Origin of the sequence: Streptococcus suis (assembly GCF_002964045.1) — a bacterium.
Taxonomy (GTDB): domain Bacteria; phylum Bacillota; class Bacilli; order Lactobacillales; family Streptococcaceae; genus Streptococcus; species Streptococcus suis_U.
The window spans coordinates 1-17,648 of the sequence record NZ_POPB01000383.1; the positions used below are offsets into that span (position 1 = coordinate 1).

Here is a 17,648-nt window from a genome sequence, read left to right on the forward strand (position 1 = left end):
GAATCAGTCTCAGAGTCCATCTCAGAATCCGTGAGCGAATCTGTATCAGAGTCCATCTCAGAATCCGTGAGTGAATCTGTATCTGAATCCATCTCAGAATCCGTGAGTGAATCTGTCTCAGAGTCCATCTCAGAATCAGTAAGTGAATCAGTATCAGAGTCCATCTCAGAATCAGTAAGTGAGTCAGTTTCAGAATCCGTATCAGAATCCGTCTCAGAGTCAGTATCTGAATCAGTTTCCGAATCCGTCTCAGAGTCCGTATCCGAGTCAGTAAGTGAGTCAGTTTCCGAATCAATTTCAGAATCCGTATCCGAGTCAATCTCTGAGTCAGTAAGTGAGTCAGTCTCAGAATCAATTTCAGAATCTGTATCTGAGTCAGTATCAGAGTCAATCTCAGAATCTGTATCCGAGTCCGTTTCAGAATCCGTCTCAGAGTCAATCTCAGAATCAGTGAGCGAGTCTGTCTCAGAATCCGTCTCAGAATCAATCTCAGAGTCAGTGTCTGAGTCAATCTCTGAATCAGTAAGCGAGTCAGTGTCTGAGTCAATCTCTGAGTCAGTATCAGAGTCAATCTCAGAATCAGTGAGCGAGTCTGTCTCAGAATCCGTCTCAGAGTCAGTGTCTGAGTCAATCTCTGAGTCAGTGTCTGAGTCAATCTCTGAGTCAGTATCAGAATCAGTATCAGAGTCAATCTCAGAATCAGTGAGCGAGTCTGTCTCAGAATCCGTCTCAGAGTCAGTGTCTGAGTCAATCTCAGAATCAGTAAGCGAGTCAGTGTCTGAGTCAATCTCTGAGTCAGTCTCAGAATCCGTCTCAGAATCCGTCTCAGAATCAGTATCAGAGTCAATCTCAGAATCAGTGAGCGAGTCTGTCTCAGAATCCGTCTCAGAATCCGTCTCAGAGTCAGTGTCAGAATCTGTATCAGAGTCAATCTCAGAGTCAGTGTCAGAATCCGTCTCAGAATCCGTCTCAGAATCCGTCTCAGAATCAATCTCTGAGTCAGTGTCTGAATCAATCTCAGAGTCAGTCTTAGAATCAGTCTCAGAGTCCATCTCAGAATCAGTGTCTGAGTCAATTTCAGAATCAGTGTCTGAGTCAGTCTCAGAATCAGTCTCTGAGTCAATCTCTGAGTCAGTATCCGAGTCAGTCTCAGAATCAGTATCAGAATCAGTAAGCGAATCAGTCTCAGAGTCAATCTCTGAATCAGTAAGCGAGTCAGTAAGCGAATCAATCTCTGAATCAGTAAGCGAATCAGTCTCAGAGTCAATTTCTGAGTCAGTGTCTGAGTCAATCTCAGAATCAGTGTCTGAGTCAATCTCAGAATCAGTCTCTGAATCAATTTCTGAGTCAGTAAGCGAATCAATTTCAGAATCCGTATCAGAGTCAGTCTCAGAATCAGTGTCTGAGTCAATTTCTGAGTCAGTGTCTGAGTCAATTTCTGAGTCAGTGTCTGAGTCAATTTCTGAGTCAGTGTCTGAGTCAATTTCTGAGTCAGTGTCTGAGTCAATTTCTGAATCAGTATCAGAGTCAGTATCAGAATCAGTGTCTGAGTCCATTTCTGAATCAGTCTCAGAGTCAGTCTCAGAATCAATCTCTGAGTCAGTATCAGAATCCATCTCAGAATCCATCTCTGAATCAGCCTCTGAGTCAGTCTCAGAGTCAGTCAGCGAGTCCATTTCAGAATCAGTTTCTGAGTCAGTATCCGAGTCTATTTCTGAGTCAGTCTCTGAGTCAGTATCCGAGTCAGTCTCAGAATCCATTTCAGAATCCGTTTCCGAGTCAGTCTCAGAGTCAGTCTCAGAATCCGTATCTGAGTCAGTATCAGAGTCAGTCTCAGAATCAATCTCAGAGTCAATCTCTGAGTCAATCTCAGAATCAGTCTCAGAATCAGTTTCTGAGTCCATCTCAGAATCAATCTCAGAATCCGTATCCGAGTCAATTTCTGAATCAGTAAGCGAATCAGTTTCTGAGTCAGTCTCAGAATCAATCTCTGAATCAATATCAGAATCGATCTCAGAATCCGTCTCTGAGTCAATTTCAGAATCCGTATCCGAGTCAGTCTCAGAATCAATCTCAGAATCCGTATCAGAGTCAATCTCTGAATCAGTCTCAGAATCAATCTCTGAATCAATCTCTGAATCAGTAAGCGAATCATTATCTGAGTCAATCTCTGAATCAGTCTCTGAGTCAGTCTCAGAATCAATCTCTGAATCAGTAAGCGAATCAGTCTCTGAGTCAGTCTCAGAATCCATTTCTGAGTCAGTATCAGAATCAGTCTCAGAGTCCATTTCAGAATCATTATCAGAGTCCATTTCAGAATCAGTCTCTGAGTCAGTCTCAGAATCCATTTCTGAGTCAGTGTCAGAATCAGTATCAGAGTCAGTAAGCGAGTCCATCTCAGAATCCGTATCTGAGTCAGTATCCGAGTCAAGTGTCGAAATCCACTCACACGGTCCTGGACTGGTAAATCCACCGCTTCCACCAATAGATATTGAATCCATTTCAGAATCTACTAGTCAGTCTTTATCTATTTCTGAATCAGTGTCCGAGTCCGTCTCAGAATCTATTTCAGAATCCGTCTCCGAGTCAGTAAGTGAATCTATCTCAGAGAAACCATCAGAATCAGCATCTGAGTCCATCTCAGAGAGACCATCAGAATCAGCTTCAGAGTCCATCTCTGAGAAACCGTCAGAATCAACTTCAGAATCTCAGAGTGAAACTCCTTCAATAACTCCTGCGTATATATCAAACGCTAAATTACCAAATACAGGAGAACAGAGTTCTTCAGCTGCAGGTGCCATTGGTGCATCAGTTCTATTAGGTGCATTCGCATTAACTGCTAAGAGACGTCGTAAGAATGAACAATGATTTTGAAACAAATTCAAAGTTAAAGTTTTGAAAATCTAAATTGTTTATTAGGGAATGATTGAAGCAACATTGCTCAAACATTCACAAGGAAGTCAAAAAGAAATACTCCTCTTATTAGTGGGCAGGTGAATAATCACTTGAACCACTAAAAGAGGAGTTTTTTAAATGCCAAAACTCTGAAATAAATAAAAAGACAAACATCTAGAGTGATGTATGTCATTGGTACGAGTTTTGGGATGTAGACCTAATTGTTGCTATGTCAAAAACTGATTATGAAATAGCAGTAAGGACGTCTTTTGCCTGTTGCTCTAGTTTGGCAAGTGTTTCGTCAGAGAGTTCTAAAACACCTGTTGCTCTAGTTTGGCAAGTGTTTCGTCAGAGAGTTCTAAAACACCTGTTGCCCAGGCTTCTGGATTGATGGTAGAGCCTGTAAATTCTCCGACCATTTGTGTGCGAATAAATGGGAGAAGGTGTTGGAAGTCTTTGAAGAGATGGTCATGACCGCTGTTTGCGACTGCAGAAACAGTTGTGAATTTATCTTGTAAAATAGATGCACCTTTGGGATTGGATAAGTCAAGTGAGCGACTGAGCCAGTCAAGAGCATTTTTTACGACACCAGGAATGGCATAGTTATAAACGGGAGAGAAAATCCAAATGGCATCTGCAGCATCAACCTGAGCACGTAGCGCAGCAATTTCTGGGAGAATAGGTGTCTCGATATCTTGGTTGAACAAAGGAATTTTTGCAAGATCGATATAGGTCACTTGTGCTTTCTCAGCTAAGAAAGTTTCAGCTTGTTTAGCCATTTGATGGTTGAAAGAACCATTTCGTAAGGAACCAACTAAAAATAAAACGTTTGCCATAAAGGTCTCCTTTTATAGTGATAAATTTAGTATATCTTATTTCCCTATTGATGACAATCCAGCTCCTTAATGTTTTTTAAATTTTTTCAAAATTTCAGCCAATGTTTCTTGTTCTTCGTGTGTGAGGACAGAGAAAATCATGCCAATGTGCTCGTAATGTTCAGGTAGTATGCTCTCAATTGTCTGTCTACCCAGTGGTGTAAGACCAATTAAGGAAGCGCGACGGTCATTTGTATCAACTGCCTTATAAACATAACCATCACGGATCATATTTTTGATGACGACGGTCATATTGCCAGATGTACTCAGCAATTTATCAATCAAATCTTGGATTCGTAGATTCCCTTTATTGTAGAGTGCCTCCATCACTCCAAATTGACTAATAGTCAAACCATGTTTTTTGATGGTCTTTAATTCTAATTTTGAAATAGTGTTTGCAGCTCGGTGGAAGACAACGAGACTGTGCAAGGCATCTTTATTTTCTTGTAGTGATTCTTGTACTGTTTTCATACGAATATTTTAGCAATAATTAGTTTTTTTTTCAAGTAAAAATGTAATAATATTTCTAATAAAAAAGAATGTTTAGAAAATTTACTTGTAAATATGGAAAGATTGGAAATCTAATGAGACTTGTAGTATAATAGGACTAATATGAAAAAAAAGATAAGTCAGCTGTTCACATGGATGGGAACACGTATTGGACAGTTTATAGTTGGAACTTTTTTGCTGCTAGTTGTTATCACTTTTTCAATTTTTAAAATTTGGGATATTTCCTCAGCTCCCTATGTGCAGATGAAAAATCATGCTAGTCAGGTGGCACGTGATTATGCCGATTTACAAACGGTGGATTCATTCGCTATTTACAATGGTTCTGAGACCTATTACAGTTTGATTGGTTCTAATAGTGAGGGTGAGTCACTTGCAGTGATCATTCCAGAGGAGTCAAATACCGTTTATGTATATCCAACGGCAAATGGTATTACCAAAGAAGAAGCGCAAACTGTTGCTAAAAATAATGGTGCTGGCGATGTAGATAAAATAGTTCTTGGTTATAGTGATGGCAAGCCGATTTGGGAAGTTAAGTCAGGTACGGCCTACTATCAAGTCGAATTTGAAACTGGGAACTTTATCAAGAAGGAGGGCTTATGAGTAAGTTATCAAGACGAGTCTTAGAAATGGAAGAAAGTGTCACCCTGGCAGCCGGTGCGCGGGCTAAGGCCTTGAAGGCTGAGGGTCGTGATATTTTGGAATTAACCTTGGGTGAGCCAGACTTTGTCACACCGAAAAATATCCAAGAAGCTGCTATTCAGTCTATCGAAAATGGTAAGGCGAGTTTTTATACGGTAGCTTCAGGACTTCCAGAATTGAAGGATGCGGTCAATACTTACTTTGAGAACTTCTACGGCTACTCCATTGAACGCAATCAAGTCGTTCTTGCGACAGGTGCCAAGTTTGTTCTTTATGCCTTCTTTGCGGCGGTCATCAATCCTGGTGATGAGGTTCTGATTCCAACACCTTATTGGGTATCCTATGCCGACCAGATTAAGATGAACGAAGGGGTGCCAGTCTTTGTCACTGCCACAGAAGAATATAATTTCAAGGTGACGGTTGACCAGCTGGAAGCGGCTCGGACTGACAAGACCAAGGTCCTCTTGCTCAACAGCCCGTCCAATCCGACAGGTATGATATACAGTCGTGAGGAATTGGAAGCAATTGGAAACTGGGCTGTGGAACACGACATTCTCATCTTGGCAGACGATATTTACGGTCGTTTGGTCTATAATGGAAATAGCTTTACACCGATTTCAAGCATTTCAGAAAGCATTCGTCAGCAGACTATTGTGGTCAATGGGGTGGCCAAGGCCTATGCCATGACTGGTTGGCGGGTTGGCTTTGCGGTTGGTAATCCTGAGATTATTGCGGCCATGAGTAAGATTGTCGGACAAACGACTTCGAATTTAACAACCGCTGCTCAGTATGCGGCCATTGAAGCCTTTACAGGTCCGCAAGATACAGTAGAAACCATGCGTCAGGCCTTTGAAGAGCGACTCAATACCATTTATCCCTTGCTGGCAGAAGTACCAGGTTTTGAGGTTATCAAGCCAGAAGGTGCCTTCTATCTCTTCCCAAATGTCAAAAAGGCTATAGAGATGAAGGGCTATACAGATGTGACCGAATTTACCACTGCTATCTTGGAAGAAGTTGGTGTGGCCTTGGTGACAGGTGCAGGTTTTGGAGCTCCAGAAAATATCCGTCTCAGTTATGCAACAGATATGGACACGCTTAAAGAAGCAGTGGCTCGACTACACACATTTATGAAAAAATAAAAAGAGGAAAAATAATGTCTAGAAAATTGATTACCATTAACCAAGTGAAAGATTATGTCGGTCAAGAAGTGACCATTGGTGCCTGGGTTGCCAACAAGTCAGGTAAGGGCAAATTGGCCTTCTTGCAATTGCGTGACGGAACAGCCTTCTTCCAAGCAGTTGCCTTCAAACCAAACTTCATCGAAAAATTCGGTGAAGAAGCTGGTACTGAGAAGTTCGATGTAGCAAAACGCCTCAGCCAAGAAACGTCTGTCTATGTGACAGGAATTGTCAAGGAAGATGAGCGTTCTAAGTTTGGTTATGAGTTGGATGTGACAGACCTTGAAGTGATCGGTGAGTCACAAGATTACCCAATCACACCAAAAGAACACGGTACGGACTTCCTTATGGACAACCGTCACCTCTGGTTGCGTTCTCGTAAACAGGTCGCTATCCAGCAAATCCGTAACGCCATCATCTATGCGACTTATGAATTCTTTGAAAAGAATGGCTTTATCAAGTTTGATAGCCCAATCTTGTCTGGAAATGCGGCAGAAGATTCAACAGAATTGTTCGAAACAGACTACTTTGGTCAGCCTGCCTACCTCAGTCAATCAGGTCAGCTTTACCTGGAAGCTGGTGCTATGGCCCTTGGTCGTGTTTTCGACTTCGGTCCTGTTTTCCGTGCGGAAAAATCAAAAACTCGCCGTCACTTGACGGAGTTCTGGATGATGGATGCTGAGTATTCATTCCTCAGCCATGAAGAGTCACTTGACTTGCAAGAAGCTTATGTTAAAGCCTTGATTCAAGGGGTTATCGACCGTGCTCCACAAGCCTTGGAAACTCTTGAGCGTGATGTGGATGCTCTCAAACGCTACATTGCAGAACCATTTAAACGTGTGGCTTATGACGATGCCATTACCCTTCTGCAAGAACATGAAGCTGATGAAGACACAGACTACGAACACATTGAGCACGGAGATGACTTTGGTTCGCCACATGAAACTTGGATTTCAAACTACTTTGGCGTACCGACTTTCGTTGTTAACTATCCAGCAAGCTTCAAGGCCTTCTACATGAAACCAGTTCCTGGCAATCCAGAGCGCGTGCTTTGTGCGGACCTCTTGGCACCAGAAGGCTACGGTGAAATCATCGGTGGCTCTATGCGTGAGGATAACTACGATGCTTTGGTGGCTAAAATGGATGAGCTCGGCATGGACAAGTCAGAATACGAATTCTACCTTGACCTCCGCAAGTACGGCTCAGTGCCACACGGCGGTTTCGGTATCGGTATCGAGCGTATGGTAACTTTCGTCGCTGGTACAAAACACATCCGTGAAGCGATTCCGTTCCCACGTATGTTGCATCGCTTGCATCCGTAAGCAAATCAATAGATATACAAACAGACTACAAACGTGGTCTGTTTTTCTTGTGCAAAAGTGGTTGTTTGATAAGTTGAGTAGATTTTGCCTTACATGAGAGCTATGCTAGGCTCATTTTAGTACTTTAGTATGCTATAATAGACTTAGAAAATATAAAGGAGATTGACAGATGAAAACGATTCATACAGATAAAGCACCAGCAGCCATCGGCCCATACGTACAAGGTAAGGTTGTAGGAAACTTCCTCTTTGCCTCTGGTCAGGTTCCTTTGTCGCCTGAGACGGGCCAAGTGGTTGGGGAAACCATTCAAGAACAGACAGAGCAGGTTTTGAAAAATATCGCAGCGATTTTAGAAGCGGCAGGGACAGACTTTGATCATGTGGTTAAAACGACTTGCTTCCTCAAGGATATGAATGACTTCGTGGCTTTCAACGAAGTCTATCAAACAGCCTTTTCAGCAGATTTTCCAGCTCGCTCAGCGGTGGAAGTGGCGCGTTTGCCTCGTGATGTCAAGGTTGAAATTGAAGTGATTGCAGTAATTGATTAGGAGAGAAAAGGAGGGAATGTCATGTCAGACAAACTCCATTTAGTGATTGTAACAGGGATGTCGGGAGCAGGTAAAACAGTAGCTATCCAGTCTTTTGAAGACTTGGGCTATTTTACCATTGACAATATGCCGCCGACCCTTCTGCCAAAATTTTTAGAATTGATTCGCCATAGCAAAGACAATAATAAGATTGCCTTGGTGGTAGATATGCGGAGTCGTTCTTTCTTTGCGGAAATTCGTGACATTTTGGACGATTTGGAATCGGCAGAGGATCTGGACTTTAAGATTTTATTCCTTGATGCGACAGACGGTGAGCTGGTAGCTCGTTACAAGGAAACCCGTCGGTCTCATCCTCTTGCAGCAGATGGTCGGGTTTTGGACGGGATTCAGCTAGAACGTGAACTCTTGGCGCCTTTGAAAAACATGAGCCAGAATGTCATTGATACAACTGAGTTGACGCCGCGTAATCTGCGGATGGCCATTTCAGAGCAGTTTGCAAGTCAAGATAACCAACCATCCTTCCGTGTAGAAGTTATGTCCTTTGGTTTCAAGTATGGTCTTCCCTTGGATGCGGACTTGGTTTTTGATGTTCGTTTCTTGCCTAACCCATATTATCAGAAGGAGTTACGAAATCTGACCGGTTTGGACGCTCCTGTCTTTGACTATGTCATGGAACATCAGGAATCAGAAGAATTTTACAGTCATCTTCTCGGCTTGATTGAGCCCATTCTGCCTGGCTATCAGAAGGAAGGAAAGTCTGTTTTGACCATTGCTGTTGGTTGTACGGGTGGTCAGCATAGAAGCGTAGCTTTTGCCAAACGCTTGGCTGACGATTTAGAGAAGAACTGGCTAGTTAACCGCAGCCATCGTGATAAGGACAGACGGAAGGAAACGGTCAACCGCTCATGAGAAAACCAAAGATTACAGTGATTGGTGGCGGAACGGGAATTCCAGTCATTTTGAAGAGTTTGCGGGACAAGGATGTTGATATTACAGCTATTGTGACTGTAGCTGATGATGGTGGTTCATCAGGTGAGATTCGTCAGGCCTTGCAGATGACTCCTCCGGGAGATTTGCGCAATGTTCTTTTGGCCATGTCGGATATGCCCAAATTGTATGAGCAGATTTTCCAGTACCGTTTTGCAGATTCGGACGGTCCTCTGGCCGGACATCCTCTAGGCAATCTCATCATCGCTGGAATTTCGGAGATGCAGGGCTCAACCTATAATGCTATGCGACTCTTGACCCGCTTTTTCCATACCACGGGTCGGATTTATCCTTCCAGTGAACAGGCACTGACCCTTCATGCGGTCTTTACAGATGGGACCAAGGTTTCTGGTGAGAGTAAGATTGCCAAACACGAGGGCATGATTGGCCATGTTTATGTGACCAATTCCTACAATGACGATGAGCCTAAGGCTAGTCGCCAGGTGGTAGAAGCTATCATGGAGAGTGATATGGTGGTCTTGGGACCGGGATCGCTCTTTACATCTATCCTTCCCAATCTCATGATTTCCGACATCGGCAAGGCGTTGAAAGAAACCAAGGCAGAAGTGACCTATGTCTGCAATATCATGACCCAACGTGGTGAGACAGAGTTCTTCTCGGATGCGGACCATGTCATTGTCTTGAATGGTCATCTAGGGGAAAAGTTTATTGACACGGTTTTGGTCAATAGTGAGCCTGTTCCACAGGATTACATGAATACCCACCAGTTTGATGAATACTTGGTGCAGGTCAAGCATGACTTTGCTAGCTTACAGGAGCAGACCAAGCGCGTGATTTCTTCCAATTTCCTTCGTTTGGAAAATGGCGGAGCTTTTCATGATGGTGATTTGGTGGTAGAAGAGTTGCTCAAGATCTTGCAGGTGCGGTCATGAGTTTTACCATAAAAGTCAAAGAAGAACTCTTGATCCAGTCCAGTCAAAATAAGAGTGAGCTAGCAGCCATTATTAAACTATCTGGCAGTCTGGGGTTGGCTTCAACAGGCTTGACCCTATCTATCTCGACTGAAAATGCTAAAATTGCCAGACATATCTACGAATTGCTGCTGCATTTCTACCAAGTAAAAGCTGAAATTCGTCACCACCAAAAGCCCAATCTCAAGAAGAATCGTGTCTATGCGGTTGTCATTGAAGATGGTGTTACTGACATCTTAAATGATTTGCATTTGGCAGATAGTTTTTTTGGACTGGAAACGGGCATTTCGCCTCTTGTCCTTGAAAATGATTCTTGGAGCCAGGCCTATTTGCGAGGGGCATTCTTGGCAGCTGGCTCTGTCAAGGATCCTGAAAAAGGACGGTATCAGCTGGAAATCGCATCCGTTTACAGCGACCATGCCCAGGACCTGGCCAATTTATTACAGAAGTTTCTCTTGGATGCCAAGGTTATTGAGCGAAGCAAGGGAACCATTACCTATCTGCAACGGGCAGAAGATATTATGGATTTCTTGCTGGTGATTGGAGCAGAAGAGGCCAAGACAGAGTTTGAAAATATCAAGCTCTTGCGTGAGGCTCGAAATGACCTCAACCGGGCTAATAATGCTGAAACGGCAAATATTGCTAAAACGGTCAATGCCAGCATGAAAACCATCAACAATATCATCAAAATTATGGATACCATTGGCTTGGATCAGTTATCGGGTGACTTGCAAGAGATTGCCCAGTTGCGTATCCAACATCCAGATTATTCGATACAGCAGTTGGCTGATAGCTTGACTGTTCCCATTACCAAGAGTGGGGTTAATCACCGTCTGCGAAAAATCAATAAGATAGCGGATGAATTATAGACTTTAGATAAACCAGTTCTTTTGAGCTGGTTTTCTGTTGTAGATTTGCTTATATTTACTCGTTTTATAAGTTAATATATGTTATAATCGTAACAGAGTGATTAATGGAGGAGCTTGAAAATGATTAGCCGTGAGCAGTATAGCTATCTTAGGAAACATCCAACCTTTGAAAACCTTACCCGAGATAGCTTTGACCAGCTGGCCAAGCATATCCGCTTTCGAAAGGTTCCTAAGGGACAAATCTTTTTTTACGCAGAGGATCCTAGAGATTATTTATTTGTATTGTATAAGGGCTATGCTCGGATTGAGCAGTATGATGAAACAGATAGTTTTACCTATCTGGACTATATCCGACAGGGTGGCGCCTTTCCCTTTGGAGATATGTTTCAGGATAAACCTTATCATTATACTGCCATTGCCATAACGGACCTAGAGTATTTTATTGTACCGATGGCTTTGTTTGAAACCTTGTCGAAGATAAATCCGAGTCAAATGGCTTATATCTGTCAAAAATTATCCAAAGTACTTCGTTTTCAAGAGTTGCGCTTGCGAAATGCGATGCGTTCCAAGGCATCAGATCGAGTCGTTCAAGCCTTGGCTCTTCTTTATTGGGATATGTGTCAGCGGGATGGGTATGACACACTTCCATTTGATATTCATATTCAGGAAATATCTCGTTTAGCGGCAACGACACGAGAAACCGTTAGCCATGTTTTAAAACAATTGAAGCAGAACCAAAAGATTGCCTATAGCCACAAACAACTGACCTATCTCGATATTGATTTCTTTCTCGAAAATTTAACAGAAACACATTAGTTTCTGTTTTTTTATAAAAATAAATATTCATATAATGATGTAAAGGATAAACAATATTCATAATTCTGTTGTTTTTATCGATAATTACCCAAGAATACGCGTAAAAATGTGAAGAATTTCTCAAAAGAATGTGAACGTTTTCAAGTTTTTGATGTTGTTCTCTGTTACACTATGATTGTAAAGGAAATGAGAGCGGGGGAAGCGTACGGTCCACTATCATTTCCAATCAAGTAATACTCAATGAAAATCAAAATCAGACTTGCTCCAAAGGTTCGGGGAACCTTTGGAGGTTGGAAATAAAACGAGCGAAGTTCGTTTCGACTATGAAGATAGAACTCTGTTCCTTTTATACTTCAAGGGAACAGGCTGAAAACCTCCACTGGAGCTTTTCAGTCATCAAATCGAGGCAACAACGTATGAGTTTGATTTTCGAAGAGTATAAAAAAATATTAGGAGGACAGATCATGTCAAACCATCCAATTCATGTTTTTTCAGAAATTGGTAAACTGAAAAAAGTTATGTTGCACAGACCTGGTAAGGAAATTGAAAACCTGATGCCTGACTACCTAGAACGTCTCTTGTTCGATGATATTCCATTCTTGGAAGATGCTCAAAAAGAACACGATGCATTCGCACAAGCATTACGAGATGAAGGAGTCGAAGTTCTCTATCTTGAACAATTGGCTGCTGAATCCTTAGTAACACCTGAAATTCGTGAGCAATTTATTGATGAATATCTAGATGAAGCAAATATTCGTGGTCGTGCTACCAAAAAAGCTATTCGCAAACTCTTGCTAGCTATTGAAGACAACAAAGAGTTGGTAGAGAAAACGATGGCGGGTGTTCAGAAAGCTGAGTTACCAGAAGTCCCTGCTGAAGAAAAAGGTTTGACAGACCTGGTCGAATCATCCTACCCATTTGCAATTGACCCAATGCCAAACCTTTACTTCACTCGGGATCCATTTGCTACGATTGGTAATGCAGTTTCGCTCAACCATATGTATGCAGAAACTCGTAACCGCGAAACCTTGTATGGTAAATATATCTTTACCTACCACCCAGAATATGGTGGAAAAGTTCCATTGGTTTACGACCGTGAGGAAACAACACGGATTGAAGGTGGTGACGAATTAGTGCTTTCAAGAGATGTATTGGCAGTAGGTATCTCACAACGGACCGATGCAGCGTCCATTGAAAAACTCTTGGTAAACATCTTTGAACGACATGTTGGTTTCAAGAAAGTATTGGCCTTTGAATTTGCGAACAACCGTAAATTCATGCACTTAGATACTGTCTTTACCATGGTTGACTATGACAAGTTCACTATTCACCCAGAAATTGAAGGCGACCTTCGTGTCTTCTCTGTGACCTATGAAAATGAAACCCTTCACATTGAAGAAGAACATGGTGATTTGGCTGAATTGTTAGCAGCCAACCTTGGTCTTGAAAAAGTTGAGTTGATTCGTTGCGGTGGTGGCGATTTGGTTGCTGCTGGTCGTGAGCAATGGAATGATGGTTCCAATACCTTGACCATTGCACCAGGTGTGGTTGTTGTTTACAAACGCAATACCATTACAAATGCGATTCTTGAGTCTAAAGGACTTCGTTTGATTAAGATTAGCGGAAGTGAATTGGTGCGCGGTCGTGGTGGACCACGTTGTATGTCAATGCCATTTGAACGTGAGGACCTCTAATCATGTCTGAACATGAGGTGCTTTCCATCGGTTCAGAACCGTGGGAGCGAGCCAGCTCCGTCTATGTCCGCTATCAGGTATTTGTCCTTGAGCGTGGTATTGCAAAGGAAGATGAATTTGACCATCAGGATATCGAAGGAAGAGTCTACGCCAATCTCTTCGTTGGTGAGGAGCCAGTTTCAACTGGGCGGTTTCTTCCTGTTGGTCCTGGTAGAGCTCGTCTAACACGTATAGCCACTCTGGCCAACCATCGTGGAAAGGGCTATGGAAAGCTGATTCTCAACTCCTTGGAAGATTATGCTCGCCAAGCAGGCTTTCAGCAGTTGGACATTCATTCAGAATTAACAGCAAAGACTTTTTATGAGTCACTTGGCTACCAGGCTTCATCTGAAATGTATCAAGAAGATGGAGAATGGTGCCAGACCTTGACAAAATTGATCTAAGATTAGGAGAAAAACAATGACAAACATTTTTAAAGGCAGACATTTCCTTGCAGAAAAAGATTTTACTCGTGCAGAGTTGGAATGGTTGATTGATTTTTCAGCTCATTTGAAAGATTTGAAAAAACGCAATATTCCACACCGTTATTTGGAAGGAAAAAATATTGCCCTCTTGTTTGAAAAAACATCAACGCGTACTCGTGCTGCCTTCACAGTAGCATCCATTGACCTCGGTGCTCATCCAGAATATCTTGGTGCAAATGACATCCAACTTGGTAAGAAAGAATCGACTGAAGATACGGCTAAGGTTTTGGGACGTATGTTTGACGGTATTGAATTCCGTGGTTTCAGTCAAAAAATGGTGGAAGAATTGGCAGAATTCTCTGGTGTGCCAGTATGGAATGGCTTGACAGATGCATGGCACCCAACACAAATGTTGGCTGACTACTTGACTGTCAAAGAAAACTTTGGCAAATTAGAAGGTTTGACCTTGGTTTACTGTGGTGATGGTCGTAACAATGTTGCCAACTCACTTTTGGTAACAGGTGCTATTCTTGGTGTCAATGTTCATATCTTCTCACCAAAAGAACTCTTCCCTGATGAAACAGTTGTGGCATTGGCAGAAGGATTTGCTAAAGAATCTGGTGCGCGTGTATTGATCACGGACAATGCTGATGAAGCAGTCAAAGGCGCAGATGTTCTCTATACAGACGTTTGGGTATCCATGGGTGAGGAAGACAAATTCGCAGAACGCGTTGCCCTCTTGAAACCATACCAAGTCAATATGGAATTGGTGAAAAAAGCAGAAAATGAAAATCTTATCTTCTTACACTGCTTGCCTGCCTTCCATGATACAAACACTGTTTATGGTAAAGATGTTGCTGAAAAATTCGGCGTAGAAGAAATGGAAGTAACAGATGAAGTATTCCGCAGCAAGTATGCTCGTCACTTCGACCAAGCTGAAAACCGTATGCACACTATTAAAGCGGTTATGGCAGCGACATTAGGGGATCCATTTGTTCCACGAGTGTAAAATCTAGTCATCGCACCTCCTGGGGGCTTGTACCCGGCCCCCTTTTATGGATTTAAAAAATGTAAGCGATTTCTAGAATATGAAAGAGAGGCGAAAACACAAGATATGGTAAATCGTAAAATTGTAGTAGCCTTGGGTGGCAATGCTATTTTATCCTCCGACCCATCGGCTAAAGCACAAAAAGAGGCCTTGGTACAAACAGCCAAGCACCTTGTTAAACTAATCAAAAATGGCGACGACTTGATTATTACCCATGGTAATGGTCCTCAAGTCGGAAACCTGTTGCTCCAAAACCTGGCAGCTGATTCAGAAAAGAACCCAGCTTTTCCACTGGATAGCTTGGTAGCTATGACAGAAGGTTCCATCGGTTTCTGGCTCCAAAATGCCTTGGAAAATGAATTGGCTAAGGAAGGCATTGAAAAGGATGTAGCTTCCGTCGTTACCCAGGTTATTGTTGATAAACATGACCCAGCCTTTGAAAATTTGACCAAGCCAATTGGACCATTCTACACAGAAGAAGAAGCGAAGCTAGAAGCAGAAAAGACAGGTGCGACCTTCAAAGAAGATGCGGGTCGTGGTTGGCGTAAGGTTGTTGCTTCGCCAAAACCAGTAGGCATTAAGGAAATCGGCACCATTCGTACCCTTCTCAATGCAGGTGAAGTAGTCGTAGCTGCTGGTGGCGGTGGTATTCCAGTTGTCCAAGAAGCAGATGGTACCTTGACAGGTGTGGAAGCGGTTATTGATAAGGACTTTGCTTCGCAATGTTTGGCAGAATTGGTTGATGCAGACTTGTTTATCGTCTTGACAGGTGTAGACTATGTCTTTGTAAACTTCAACAAACCAGACCAAGAAAAATTAGAAACAGTGACCGTGGCGGAATTGGAAGAATATATCAAGCAAAATCAATTTGCGCCAGGTTCCATGTTACCAAAAGTTGAAGCTGCGATTGCTTTTGTCAATCATAAACCGCAATCAAAAGCAGTCATTACTTCATTAGAAAACTTAGGCGCTTTGATTGAATCTGACAGCGGTACGATTATTGTGAAAGAGTAGGAGTTCTTTTATTGATGGATTTGGGGAGTAGGGAAAATGTGCAGTAAATGAATTTCCTCACTTTCACATAAATAGAGTTGACCATTACAATAAGCTCCCCATTCCCATCAATTCTATCAAGTATCTATCTATAAGCAATGATTTCAGATGATAGTCTGAAAGAGATGGACATCTCTTGAAGATAGGTGGATATTTGATACGGTCATTTCGGATACAAGATTACCTTAAAAATATTATAGGAGGTTTTTGCGATGAGCGAAAAAGTGAAAAAAGGCTTTAAAATGCCTTCGTCGTATTCTATTTTGATGCTCATTATTGCCTTTATGGCAGTTATGACATGGATTATTCCAGCTGGTCAGTATGAGAAAGACGAAGCTGGAAAATTTATCACAGGCACCTATCAAGCAGTAGCTCAAAATCCGCAAGGAATTTGGGATATTCTGATGGCACCTGTCCGGGCTATGTTGGGTCACGGTGAAACCAGTAAGGCTATCGACGTTGCCTTCTTCATCCTGATGGTTGGTTCCTTCTTGGGCGTGGTCAATGAAACGGGTGCGCTTGATGTAGGGATTGCCTCTATCGTGAAACGCTTCAAAGGTCGTGAAAAAATGTTGATTTACATTCTCATGCCTTTGTTTGCCTTGGGTGGTTCCACCTATGGTATGGGTGAGGAAACCATGGCCTTCTTCCCTCTTCTAGTGCCAGTTATGATGGCGGTTGGTTTTGATAGTATCACAGGTGTGGCTATTATCTTACTTGGTTCTCAAATCGGCTGTTTGGCTTCTACGGTAAACCCATTTGCGACTGGTGTTGCTTCTGATGCGGCCGGTGTGTCTTTGGCTGATGGTATGATTTGGCGGATTATCTTCTTTATCGTCATTCTTGCAATGGGTGTGTGGTTCGTTGCCAACTATGCTGAAAAAGTACAAAAGGACCCAACAAAATCTCTCGTTTACAAACAACGTGAAGCAGATATGGCCCACTTCAATGTCAATACATCAAATGAAGAAGTCAATGCTGTCTTAACCCCTGCTCAAAAACGTGTTCTTTGGGTATTTGTCTTGACCTTCGTTGTCATGATTTGTAGCTTTATTCCTTGGGAGGACTTGGGTGTCTCTGTTTTTGCTGATTTCAATACTTGGTTACTTAGTTTGCCAGGTATCGGTCAAGTTATTGGTAGCTCAGCCTATCCATTTGGCTGGTGGTACTTCCCTGAAGGAGCGATGCTCTTTGCAGTAGCAGGTGTCTTGGTCGGTGTGGTCTATGGCATGGATGAAGCACGTTTAGTGAAGGCCTTCATGAATGGTGCTGCGGACTTGCTCAGTGTTGCCCTTATCTGTGCAGTGGCGCGTGGTATTCAAGTCATCATGAATGATGGTATGATTACTGCAACAATTCTACACTGGGGTGAAGTTGGTTTGCAAGGTTTGTCTTCACAAGTCTTCATCATTTTGACCTATCTCTTCTACCTGCCAATGTCCTTCTTGATTCCATCCACATCTGGTCTTGCAGGTGCGTCCATGGGTATCATGGCACCTCTCGGTGAGTTTGTCAATGTACCAGCTCACTTGATTATCACAGCCTTCCAAGCTGCTTCAGGTGTACTGAACTTGGTAGCTCCTACTTCAGGTATTGTAATGGGTGCCTTGGCTCTTGGTCGAGTTGAAATCGGTACTTGGTACAAGTTTGTAGGTAAATTGATTGCAGGTATTGTCCTTGCCTCAATTGCTATCCTTGTCATTGCGACATTCTTCTAATCGAAAATCTGGGTCAGATTCTATCTTTGAAGCAGATGAAATCTGGCTCAGTTTTTCCTTTTGTGATAGAATGGAATTAGTAAGAACAATATTTTAATCTG

Annotated in this window: 17 protein-coding genes and 1 pseudogene; 15 read left to right on the plus strand and 3 right to left on the minus strand. The window is 42.5% G+C overall.

Features of this window, described 5'->3' with window-relative positions; all coding sequences use genetic code 11:
* Window positions 1–102: 102 nt before the first annotated feature.
* Window positions 103–2,352 (plus strand): annotated as a pseudogene (locus tag C1E99_RS15590) (DUF445 family protein); the annotation flags it as partial.
* A 164-nt stretch (window positions 2,353–2,516) separates the two neighbouring features.
* Here C1E99_RS15590 and C1E99_RS15515 read toward each other — a convergent pair.
* The gene (locus C1E99_RS15515; protein WP_330848224.1) at window positions 2,517–2,675 is read right to left on the minus strand and encodes a hypothetical protein; all 159 of its coding nucleotides are present in this window, start codon (window positions 2,673–2,675) and stop codon (window positions 2,517–2,519) included.
* A 67-nt stretch (window positions 2,676–2,742) separates the two neighbouring features.
* Here C1E99_RS15515 and C1E99_RS15520 point away from each other — a divergent pair, with 67 nt between their 5' ends.
* Window positions 2,743–2,868: an LPXTG cell wall anchor domain-containing protein gene (locus C1E99_RS15520; protein ID WP_330848226.1), complete on the plus strand. Its 126-nt coding sequence runs from the start codon at window positions 2,743–2,745 to the stop codon at window positions 2,866–2,868.
* Between the two features lie 338 nt (window positions 2,869–3,206).
* Here C1E99_RS15520 and C1E99_RS09590 read toward each other — a convergent pair whose 3' ends face one another.
* Both C1E99_RS09590 and C1E99_RS09595 read right to left on the minus strand, forming a co-directional pair.
* Window positions 3,207–3,731, minus strand: coding sequence for an NADPH-dependent FMN reductase (locus C1E99_RS09590; RefSeq protein WP_105207398.1), 525 nt, complete (start codon window positions 3,729–3,731; stop codon window positions 3,207–3,209).
* A 66-nt stretch (window positions 3,732–3,797) separates the two neighbouring features.
* Window positions 3,798–4,241, minus strand: coding sequence for a MarR family winged helix-turn-helix transcriptional regulator (locus C1E99_RS09595; RefSeq protein ID WP_105207399.1), 444 nt, complete (start codon window positions 4,239–4,241; stop codon window positions 3,798–3,800).
* A gap of 141 nt (window positions 4,242–4,382) precedes the next feature.
* On the opposite strand from C1E99_RS09595, the gene C1E99_RS09600 reads away from it, so the two are divergent.
* The 13 genes from C1E99_RS09600 (at window position 4,383) to C1E99_RS09660 (ending at window position 17,547) form a co-directional block, all read left to right on the plus strand.
* Window positions 4,383–4,880: a DUF5590 domain-containing protein gene (locus tag C1E99_RS09600; RefSeq protein ID WP_105108288.1), complete on the plus strand. Its 498-nt coding sequence runs from the start codon at window positions 4,383–4,385 to the stop codon at window positions 4,878–4,880.
* Entirely contained in the window at window positions 4,877–6,058 is a 1,182-nt protein-coding gene (locus C1E99_RS09605) for a pyridoxal phosphate-dependent aminotransferase (RefSeq protein WP_105207400.1), read from the plus strand. Before C1E99_RS09600 ends, C1E99_RS09605 begins: the two co-directional genes overlap by 4 nt.
* A gap of 14 nt (window positions 6,059–6,072) precedes the next feature.
* Window positions 6,073–7,419 (plus strand): asparagine--tRNA ligase, encoded by a 1,347-nt coding sequence (gene asnS, locus C1E99_RS09610; RefSeq protein ID WP_002941729.1) that lies wholly within the window; start codon window positions 6,073–6,075, stop codon window positions 7,417–7,419.
* 169 nt (window positions 7,420–7,588) lie between these two features.
* Window positions 7,589–7,966 (plus strand): RidA family protein, encoded by a 378-nt coding sequence (locus C1E99_RS09615; protein WP_105207401.1) that lies wholly within the window; start codon window positions 7,589–7,591, stop codon window positions 7,964–7,966.
* Between the two features lie 21 nt (window positions 7,967–7,987).
* A complete protein-coding gene (rapZ, locus tag C1E99_RS09620) occupies window positions 7,988–8,875 on the plus strand; it encodes an RNase adapter RapZ (RefSeq protein WP_105207402.1) in 888 nt (295 codons plus the stop codon).
* On the plus strand, window positions 8,872–9,846 hold the full coding sequence (locus C1E99_RS09625; RefSeq protein ID WP_105207403.1) for a YvcK family protein: 975 nt from the start codon (window positions 8,872–8,874) through the stop codon (window positions 9,844–9,846). Before rapZ ends, C1E99_RS09625 begins: the two co-directional genes overlap by 4 nt.
* Complete coding sequence (whiA, locus tag C1E99_RS09630; protein ID WP_105207404.1) at window positions 9,843–10,754, plus strand: DNA-binding protein WhiA; 912 nt, start codon at window positions 9,843–9,845, stop codon at window positions 10,752–10,754. Before C1E99_RS09625 ends, whiA begins: the two co-directional genes overlap by 4 nt.
* A gap of 120 nt (window positions 10,755–10,874) precedes the next feature.
* Window positions 10,875–11,570 (plus strand): Crp/Fnr family transcriptional regulator, encoded by a 696-nt coding sequence (locus C1E99_RS09635; protein ID WP_105207405.1) that lies wholly within the window; start codon window positions 10,875–10,877, stop codon window positions 11,568–11,570.
* Between the two features lie 464 nt (window positions 11,571–12,034).
* Window positions 12,035–13,264 carry an arginine deiminase gene (gene arcA, locus C1E99_RS09640; RefSeq protein WP_105207406.1) on the plus strand — a complete coding sequence of 410 codons (1,230 nt, stop codon included), beginning with the start codon at window positions 12,035–12,037 and terminating at the stop codon, window positions 13,262–13,264.
* Window positions 13,265–13,266: 2 nt separating this feature from the next.
* On the plus strand, window positions 13,267–13,707 hold the full coding sequence (locus C1E99_RS09645; protein ID WP_105207407.1) for a GNAT family N-acetyltransferase: 441 nt from the start codon (window positions 13,267–13,269) through the stop codon (window positions 13,705–13,707).
* A 16-nt stretch (window positions 13,708–13,723) separates the two neighbouring features.
* Window positions 13,724–14,737, plus strand: a complete 1,014-nt coding sequence (argF, locus tag C1E99_RS09650; RefSeq protein ID WP_099810919.1) for an ornithine carbamoyltransferase — start codon at window positions 13,724–13,726, stop codon at window positions 14,735–14,737.
* A gap of 105 nt (window positions 14,738–14,842) precedes the next feature.
* Window positions 14,843–15,790 (plus strand): carbamate kinase, encoded by a 948-nt coding sequence (gene arcC, locus C1E99_RS09655; protein WP_105207408.1) that lies wholly within the window; start codon window positions 14,843–14,845, stop codon window positions 15,788–15,790.
* 251 nt (window positions 15,791–16,041) lie between these two features.
* On the plus strand, window positions 16,042–17,547 hold the full coding sequence (locus C1E99_RS09660; protein ID WP_105207409.1) for a YfcC family protein: 1,506 nt from the start codon (window positions 16,042–16,044) through the stop codon (window positions 17,545–17,547).
* The last annotated feature ends 101 nt before the right edge of the window (window positions 17,548–17,648 follow it).

What these genes read in the sequence shown, in the direction of transcription:
- rapZ (WP_105207402.1), top strand. Translation starts at nt 7,988, where the DNA reads ATGTCAGACAAACTCCATTTAGTGATTGTAACAGGGATGTCGGGAGCA.
- argF (WP_099810919.1), top strand. Translation starts at nt 13,724, where the DNA reads ATGACAAACATTTTTAAAGGCAGACATTTCCTTGCAGAAAAAGATTTT.
- asnS (WP_002941729.1), top strand. Translation starts at nt 6,073, where the DNA reads ATGTCTAGAAAATTGATTACCATTAACCAAGTGAAAGATTATGTCGGT.
- C1E99_RS09625 (WP_105207403.1), top strand. Translation starts at nt 8,872, where the DNA reads ATGAGAAAACCAAAGATTACAGTGATTGGTGGCGGAACGGGAATTCCA.
- C1E99_RS09600 (WP_105108288.1), top strand. Translation starts at nt 4,383, where the DNA reads ATGAAAAAAAAGATAAGTCAGCTGTTCACATGGATGGGAACACGTATT.
- C1E99_RS09645 (WP_105207407.1), top strand. Translation starts at nt 13,267, where the DNA reads ATGTCTGAACATGAGGTGCTTTCCATCGGTTCAGAACCGTGGGAGCGA.
- arcC (WP_105207408.1), top strand. Translation starts at nt 14,843, where the DNA reads ATGGTAAATCGTAAAATTGTAGTAGCCTTGGGTGGCAATGCTATTTTA.
- arcA (WP_105207406.1), top strand. Translation starts at nt 12,035, where the DNA reads ATGTCAAACCATCCAATTCATGTTTTTTCAGAAATTGGTAAACTGAAA.
- C1E99_RS09635 (WP_105207405.1), top strand. Translation starts at nt 10,875, where the DNA reads ATGATTAGCCGTGAGCAGTATAGCTATCTTAGGAAACATCCAACCTTT.
- C1E99_RS09595 (WP_105207399.1), bottom strand. Translation starts at nt 4,241, where the DNA reads ATGAAAACAGTACAAGAATCACTACAAGAAAATAAAGATGCCTTGCAC.
- whiA (WP_105207404.1), top strand. Translation starts at nt 9,843, where the DNA reads ATGAGTTTTACCATAAAAGTCAAAGAAGAACTCTTGATCCAGTCCAGT.
- C1E99_RS09605 (WP_105207400.1), top strand. Translation starts at nt 4,877, where the DNA reads ATGAGTAAGTTATCAAGACGAGTCTTAGAAATGGAAGAAAGTGTCACC.
- C1E99_RS09615 (WP_105207401.1), top strand. Translation starts at nt 7,589, where the DNA reads ATGAAAACGATTCATACAGATAAAGCACCAGCAGCCATCGGCCCATAC.
- C1E99_RS09660 (WP_105207409.1), top strand. Translation starts at nt 16,042, where the DNA reads ATGAGCGAAAAAGTGAAAAAAGGCTTTAAAATGCCTTCGTCGTATTCT.
- C1E99_RS09590 (WP_105207398.1), bottom strand. Translation starts at nt 3,731, where the DNA reads ATGGCAAACGTTTTATTTTTAGTTGGTTCCTTACGAAATGGTTCTTTC.
- C1E99_RS15515 (WP_330848224.1), bottom strand. Translation starts at nt 2,675, where the DNA reads ATGGACTCTGAAGCTGATTCTGATGGTCTCTCTGAGATGGACTCAGAT.